The sequence below is a fragment of the Streptomyces sp. MB09-01 genome (assembly GCF_033794505.1).
GTDB lineage: Bacteria > Actinomycetota > Actinomycetes > Streptomycetales > Streptomycetaceae > Streptomyces.
On sequence record NZ_JARAYQ010000371.1, the window covers coordinates 1 to 6147 of the forward strand.

Here is a 6147-nt window from a genome sequence, read left to right on the forward strand (position 1 = left end):
TTGGAAAGTTGGTATTTTTTTAAGGGGAAGGGGTGCGGGGGTTTTCCTGAGGGGGATTCAGCGCCCTTCCGGGCGCCGTGTCCGGGGCGGACGCCCTCACGGGCGGCCGGGGTTTATGGGAGCGGGTGTGCGGGTGAACTCCGGGGCGGCCTTACGGCCGAATTCGACGGTGTCTCGAATTCGCTCACGCCGTTCGCCGGCAATCCGGTCCGATATCCCGGGAGCGCGTCACTGACGGATCGTCATACCCACTGAATCTGATGACACGTCAGAAAATGAGAGAGGGGAATTCAACCCGCCCGAGAAACGAATAGAGAGCCACCCCGGAAAAGAGAAAGAGGCCCTTCCGGGCCTCTCCCATGTAGTCAACACGCCGTCAAAACACCCCACCGTCCGGCCACTTCCGGCAGCCGGCCGCCCGCTGGGCCCAGCTCTGCTACCGGCCGGAAAGGGGAGCAGCCTTACGGCTGCTCCCCGAGGCGGGCTAGACGGTCACGAGACGGAAGGCGCGCTCCATCACGTCGTCAGCGGTGCCCGTGATCACTCGCTCCGCGCGCGCGGCGCTCTTCAGTTCCGAGGTGGCGCCGCGGGCCGGGGCGACGTGGTTGGCGTACTCGGTGATGGCGTTGTATCCCGCCCAGGCCGTTCCCCGGATGCCTGCCTGGGTGTCCGCGTGCTCGAAGAGGTTCCGGATGGTGTTCCAGCGGGTGAGCTGGTTGTTCTTCTTCCGGGTGCTGTCGCCGTTGGCGACAGGCCACAGCTGTTCCACGACCGACCGCAGCATGGGAGTGGTCATCTCCGCGTCCAACATCCGCTGGGCGGCCTTCTCGAACTCCTCGGCGTACTTGAAGGTGAGTCCCAGAGCCTGGCGGGCCTGGGCGATGCGACCGCGCGCTCCGGAGGTGTGGCGGACCGTGTAGCTGCTCTTCGCGTTGCGGAGCCCCGCCCGCAACGTGTTGGCGCACACCACCCGGACCGGGGTAACGACGATCCGGAAGGCGCTGGAGCCGTCGTGGGAGTTGAACGCGGCGATGTAGAGGTCCACCTCGTCGCTCCGGCCGATCGTCATCGACTGGGGCAGCTTCATGGTCAGGAACACCTGGCGGCCGCCCCGCAGCGAGCCCGCGGTCTCAAAGTGCGCCCCGGACTCATCGACCAGGTAGTTCAGGAACTCCGCGTGCTCCTCGTTCTGGACCGGGGTGTAGTCCGGGCCTACCACGCCCAGCGTCTCGGGGCGGCCGGTCTTCGGGTGCGTACGCACGCTCGCGCGGTGGTTCGGCACGTCCAGCGTCGCGCCCTCGGCCGTCAGCTCGGTCGCGTGCAGGCCAACGAGGCGGACGTTCCAGCCGTCCAGCGCGGCCAGCCGCATCGCGTCCTCAGCCGTCAGCGCCTCCGTCGTCACGGTACCCAGCCGGTGCCACGCACTCTTCTGCGCACTCACGAACGCCGCCGAACCGTCGCTGAACTGCTCAATCAAGTGCGCCATGAAACTCTCCTCGTATGCGTGTCCGGTGTCCGCCGGCTGCCACCACCGACCAACAAGAAAACTATACCATATATCTATCACTCATGGCGCCTCTCGCGTCGCCTCCCGGGGTGCCCGCGATGGCGGGCGAGCCCCTGTAACGGCCGGCCGAGCGAGGTGTCCACCCGGCCCGCCGGTGATCAGACCGCGCAGAGGCGGGCCAGCCGGGCCGGAGAGGCCCCGGGATCAGACCGTCAGACGGGGTGCGGCCACATACTCCACACCCCACTCCGGCGCGATCAGTTCACCCGTCGCCGCATCCGTGCAGTAGGCGTTAAAGATCTCCGATGCGCTGAGCGGCTTCGCGTAGAACTCCACCAGCTTCCAGCCCTTCACTTCGGAGGTCTGGTCGGCGAAGTTCGTGCGGATCACCGCACCCCCGCCCACCACGGCGGCGAGGGTGAGGACCATCATCGCCTCAAGGGCGTCGTCCGGGTCCAGGTCGCTCGTCTCGCCGTCGTTGTGGAACGGCACGGAGATCGAGAGAGTGCCGCCCTTCGCCGATGCCGCGATGACGAGATGGTGACAGCCGTCCCCCACCGCGTTGACGAGGCCCATCAACAGCGCAGCGGAGCGCTCAACCTCGTACGGGGGCCGCTCGTGCGACGTGATTGCCATGCCGATTCCTCTCGGTCTGCTTCCGGTTTCCTGGTCGGCTGCCACCACCGACCAACGAGATAACTATACCTCGCATTCATCATTTCTGGGAGCCTTTGTGGATCTTTTCCGGGAGGAGATTCCGCACGTGGGTGGCGCTGCGAATGCGCGGCGCCCACGTCTTGCCGGGTGGGCGCCGCTTTCGCCGGTCAGTCCTCGCCGGGCAGGGAGATCGTGAGCACGGGCTCCATCTCGTCGCCGGGCCCGCACGTGGCGAGCAGCCATGCCCGCTCCCTCTCGCGGCTCTCTCCGTCGCGCGGGACGCGGTAGAGCTCGACAGTGCAGGATCGCCCGCCGTCGGAGCGTCGGATGGCGTCGCGGGTCATCCGGAGCACGCCCCAGAGGCGTCCCGACTCGGCCTGGTAGGCCTGCCGGTTGTCCTCGTCCGTCCAGGCGACGCAGTCGGCCCACGCGGCCGCGGTGAGGGCCACGGGGACCGCGAACCCGGCCTCGCGGGCGATGCCGTCGCCGACGGCGACCAGGACGCCGTCGGTAAGGGCGTCGGCTCGGCTGTACGCGTGGATGACCTCTCCGAAGAGGTCGGCCACGGAAACGGCCGGCTGCTCCGGCTCGGGGGTCCAGCGCATCGCGTCGGGGCCCAGGTTGTCCGGGTTGGAGGTGCCGTCGATGAGGGTCTTGTCGGTCATTGGCTGCCCTTTCGTGAGCGGTGTTCTCGGCGGCGGCGGGGTGCCACTCCCCGCCGCCCGGGGCGGGGCGCAGCCGGGTGGCTGCGCCCCGAGAGAGGGTCAGGCGTTGGCGGCCGACCGGGTGATGGACGCGCGGCGCACGTGGTGCACCACGCAGGCGTCCGGGTCCTCGGCGAACGGGTCGGTGAGGTGGTAGCGGGTGTCGGCGCTCCCGAGGTGGTCCGCACGTCCGCAGTAGAAGCAGTCGCACAGCCGGGCCAGGTAGAAGCCGTGGTGCTCGGCCTTGCTGCCGTGGTAGAGGACCAGGTCGCCGGGCTCGACGAGGTCGAGGGTGCGGAGCAGGGTGTCGGACATGAGTGTCTCCTCACGGCTGTGCGTGGATTCGGTTTGTGATCGACTGCCACCGCCGACCAACAAGACAACTATAACACATGTGAATCACTTTTGGTGTCCTCATCAGCCTGCCCACCTGGGTGAATTGGCGGCCGCCCGCCTTCCGCCGGCGGCGTGGCCGGCGCCGGCGCTTCTCCCGTGGCCGGCGTGGCTGGAGCATGCCGCGGCCGGCCCGAAGGGTGCGGGAGGGAGTCCGCCACGGGCTGCCCGGTACACCTGCCGACCGGAACATAAGTGCGCCCCCACCGTGCGGCAGGGGCCACGATGGGGGTGCAAGGTGAGAGGGCGTCTAGCCGGTCGTGACGCTGGCGCGTACGGCCGCGACGGCGGCGGCGGTGTCGGCGGCCAGGTCGGGGGTGTGGGAGTCGTACAGGACGGTGAACTCGACGCCGTCCTCGTCGTAGACGCAGGCGAGCCAACCGGCGTGATCGGTCAGCGGGTAGTCCACCTCGGCCTCGTGCCTGTCCTGGCCGGTGAGCAGGACCTCGCCGCCGTCGGGCGCGGGCACGGCGATCCAGGAGCAGCCGGAGCCCGGGTGCGCGCCCCTGGTGGCTTCGATGCCCGCCTCGGCCAGGACCCGCTGGAGGTACTCCCCTGCGGTGTCCTCCTCGGCATAGCCGAGGTCGCGGCAGAACGCGTAGGCCAGGTCCGCGGCGGTGTCCGGGTCGGGGGCGTTGAACTCCTCGGCCCACCGGGTGAAGTCCTCCTCGCTGGTGGCCAGCAGCTCGACCTGGTCGGCGACAGTGCCCGCGACGACGGCCGCGATGAGCAGCTCCGTGCGGTCGACGTCGAGGGTTAGGCCGATGACGGTGTACGTCTGCGTCGCGGTGGTGGTCATGCGATCAGCCGGAAGCTCGCGGCGTCGACCGCCTGGGCGCCGAGGTCTCCGAGGAAGGCGGCGACGACGTAGGCGCCGTTGTCGCCTCCCCAGAGGGTCTCGGGGGTCTCGCCGTCTTCCTCGGCGCGGCACGGGAAGGCTTCCAGCACCGCGGCGGCCGCGTTCGCCTTGGCTTCCTCGAAGTCCGCTCCCTCGGCGACGACCGCAAATGAATCGGCGAGATCCCAGACTTCGTACCAGTCTCCGATGATGGTGTATTTCACGGGTTTTCCTTTCGTCGAATTCGAGGGCCCCGGAATTCGGTTCCGGGGCCCGGGGTGACCTGCGTTTAGCGGCGCGGCCGGGGGAGGTCGCGGTGACGGCTGAAGTAGCGGTCGACGAGCATGAGCGCTTGGTCCTCTGTGAGGCCGAGCAGCGCTCCGTCGCGCGTGGACCCGGTGAAGACGGCCACGCCGCAGACCGGGTTGGGGCTGGCCTGGTAGGCGTAGAGGAGCTGGCGTGCGGGGGTGTTGGCGGGCAGGCCGAGCGGGACGGCCAGCTCGTCGGTCCACATGATCAGCTGGGTGGTCAGGTCGGTGGAGCGGACCTGGTCGGAGCCGAGCGCGTCCTGCGGGCAGGTGTCGGCGTCCCAGTCGAGCAGCCTGAATCCGCCGGTGGTCTCGACCCGCAAGGCATAGCCGTCCTGGAGGAGGGTGGGCATGAAGGTCCCCTTTCCTGGGAGTTGGTTTTCGGTGCGGGTCGGCTGCCACCGCCGACCTACAACTCAACTATACCAACTACACATCACTTTAGGAACGTCGCAGGCCTCTATTTCCCCTGTTCAGCGGTATGCCCGAGGGCCGTCGGCGGAGTTCGCGCGCACGCCGCCGGCCCTTCCTGGGCCCCAGGGCGCCGGCGTCGAAGCGGCCGGCCGCGGTGGAGGCTCCCCGGCCGGGCCAGCGGCGCGTCGACCACGTCCACAGGCCGGGAGGGAACGCCCGGCCTCCCCCACGGCCGGCGAGATGCCCTGCGGCCGGGCACGACTGCGCCCCGGCGCGGCTGGTGGGCCGTGCCGGGGCGCGAGGAGGTGCGGGGCTATGCGGTCAGCGTCCAGGGGCCGCTCAGTCGCGGCGGGCCCGGCTGGTGGGGGTTGAGGTCGACGACCACGTCACCGTTGTCCGTGTGGACGGTGAAGACAGTGGCCCAGGACGTGGGGTCGCGCTGGAGAGCCAGCGCCGCGAAGGCGGCGTGTACGGGCGTCTCAGCGTCGATCTCGACGTTCCAGCTGATGCTGTACTCCGGCATGTGCTTCGTGCCTTCCTGGGCGCCCTCAGCGCCCGTGTGCGGTCGTGGGAGGTCTAGGCGGCGAGGGTGAATTCGACGTCGTCCAGGCTGCGCTCGTTGATGGTGACGTCGCTGACGGGGTCGAGGTCGTCGAGCCAGAGCTCCTCGTTGTCGGCGAGGTAGCCGTGGAGGGCGCTCGGGTTGTTGGCGATGTACGCGGGGAGACGGACCTCGGTGGTGAACTCGTAGGTGACCTCCTCGGTCACGGTCAGGGCGAGGTGCGCGGTCACTTCCCGGTCGTGGCCCTCGGGCTCGGGCGCGTCGGCGTTGACCACCAGGCACAGCAGGGCCGCCGTGTCCTCGTACGGGTCGGCATACTCCTGTGCCGAGTCGGGGAGCCGGCCGAACGGGGCGCCGAGACGGTCGAGGTCGCGGAGGACCTGGAGCAGGGCCTGAGGGTCGCGCGGGTCGGTCCTGCCCCAGGCCGTGCGCAGTTCGGGGTCGGTGAGCTCGGGGAGCGTGTCCAGGTCGCCGCAGACGCCCTGCGCGCCGCTGGCGGTCCGGAGGCTGTCGAGGTGGAGTTCGCCGGAGCGGGGCTCGCGGCGCAGCACCAGGTAGGCGGCGTGCGGGTACATGTGGGCGAGGGTGGCGGCGAGGGTGCGGGCCAGACCCTGCGCCTGGTCCTGGGCGGCTTCGAGTGCGTCCTGGCACTGCTGAAGGGTGGTGTGCATCGTTCCTCCTGGGGTGTGTGCGGGGGGGCGGCGGTTCGGCCGGCCGTCGGCTGGGGGAGCCCCTCCCCCGGCCGACGGCCGGCCGAACCGCCG

9 protein-coding genes are annotated in these 6147 nt (G+C 69.7%); all 9 read right to left on the reverse strand.

What is annotated here, in order from left to right; translation table 11 throughout:
* Nucleotides 1–484: 484 nt before the first annotated feature.
* The gene (locus PV721_RS40040) at nucleotides 485–1486 is read right to left on the reverse strand and encodes a DUF932 domain-containing protein (protein WP_319733288.1); all 1002 of its coding nucleotides are present in this window, start codon (nucleotides 1484–1486) and stop codon (nucleotides 485–487) included.
* A 225-nt stretch (nucleotides 1487–1711) separates the two neighbouring features.
* The gene (locus tag PV721_RS40045) at nucleotides 1712–2143 is read right to left on the reverse strand and encodes a hypothetical protein (RefSeq protein ID WP_319733290.1); all 432 of its coding nucleotides are present in this window, start codon (nucleotides 2141–2143) and stop codon (nucleotides 1712–1714) included.
* A gap of 188 nt (nucleotides 2144–2331) precedes the next feature.
* A complete protein-coding gene (locus PV721_RS40050) occupies nucleotides 2332–2829 on the reverse strand; it encodes a DUF6573 family protein (RefSeq protein WP_319733292.1) in 498 nt (165 codons plus the stop codon).
* Nucleotides 2830–2928: 99 nt separating this feature from the next.
* Nucleotides 2929–3183 (reverse strand): hypothetical protein, encoded by a 255-nt coding sequence (locus PV721_RS40055; RefSeq protein ID WP_319733294.1) that lies wholly within the window; start codon nucleotides 3181–3183, stop codon nucleotides 2929–2931.
* Nucleotides 3184–3511: 328 nt separating this feature from the next.
* Nucleotides 3512–4060: a hypothetical protein gene (locus PV721_RS40060; RefSeq protein WP_319733296.1), complete on the reverse strand. Its 549-nt coding sequence runs from the start codon at nucleotides 4058–4060 to the stop codon at nucleotides 3512–3514.
* Nucleotides 4057–4323 carry a hypothetical protein gene (locus PV721_RS40065; RefSeq protein WP_319733298.1) on the reverse strand — a complete coding sequence of 89 codons (267 nt, stop codon included), beginning with the start codon at nucleotides 4321–4323 and terminating at the stop codon, nucleotides 4057–4059. The genes PV721_RS40060 and PV721_RS40065 overlap by 4 nt, the downstream gene beginning before the upstream one ends.
* 65 nt (nucleotides 4324–4388) lie before the next feature.
* Nucleotides 4389–4760 carry a DUF3846 domain-containing protein gene (locus tag PV721_RS40070; protein WP_319733299.1) on the reverse strand — a complete coding sequence of 124 codons (372 nt, stop codon included), beginning with the start codon at nucleotides 4758–4760 and terminating at the stop codon, nucleotides 4389–4391.
* Nucleotides 4761–5134: 374 nt separating this feature from the next.
* The gene (locus PV721_RS40075) at nucleotides 5135–5344 is read right to left on the reverse strand and encodes a hypothetical protein (protein ID WP_319733301.1); all 210 of its coding nucleotides are present in this window, start codon (nucleotides 5342–5344) and stop codon (nucleotides 5135–5137) included.
* Nucleotides 5345–5397: 53 nt separating this feature from the next.
* Entirely contained in the window at nucleotides 5398–6054 is a 657-nt protein-coding gene (locus PV721_RS40080) for a hypothetical protein (RefSeq protein WP_319733303.1), read from the reverse strand.
* Nucleotides 6055–6147: the final 93 nt, after the last annotated feature.

What these genes read in the sequence shown, in the direction of transcription:
- PV721_RS40040 (WP_319733288.1), bottom strand. Translation starts at nt 1,486, where the DNA reads ATGGCGCACTTGATTGAGCAGTTCAGCGACGGTTCGGCGGCGTTCGTG.
- PV721_RS40045 (WP_319733290.1), bottom strand. Translation starts at nt 2,143, where the DNA reads ATGGCAATCACGTCGCACGAGCGGCCCCCGTACGAGGTTGAGCGCTCC.
- PV721_RS40050 (WP_319733292.1), bottom strand. Translation starts at nt 2,829, where the DNA reads ATGACCGACAAGACCCTCATCGACGGCACCTCCAACCCGGACAACCTG.
- PV721_RS40055 (WP_319733294.1), bottom strand. Translation starts at nt 3,183, where the DNA reads ATGTCCGACACCCTGCTCCGCACCCTCGACCTCGTCGAGCCCGGCGAC.
- PV721_RS40060 (WP_319733296.1), bottom strand. Translation starts at nt 4,060, where the DNA reads ATGACCACCACCGCGACGCAGACGTACACCGTCATCGGCCTAACCCTC.
- PV721_RS40070 (WP_319733299.1), bottom strand. Translation starts at nt 4,760, where the DNA reads ATGCCCACCCTCCTCCAGGACGGCTATGCCTTGCGGGTCGAGACCACC.
- PV721_RS40075 (WP_319733301.1), bottom strand. Translation starts at nt 5,344, where the DNA reads ATGCCGGAGTACAGCATCAGCTGGAACGTCGAGATCGACGCTGAGACG.
- PV721_RS40080 (WP_319733303.1), bottom strand. Translation starts at nt 6,054, where the DNA reads ATGCACACCACCCTTCAGCAGTGCCAGGACGCACTCGAAGCCGCCCAG.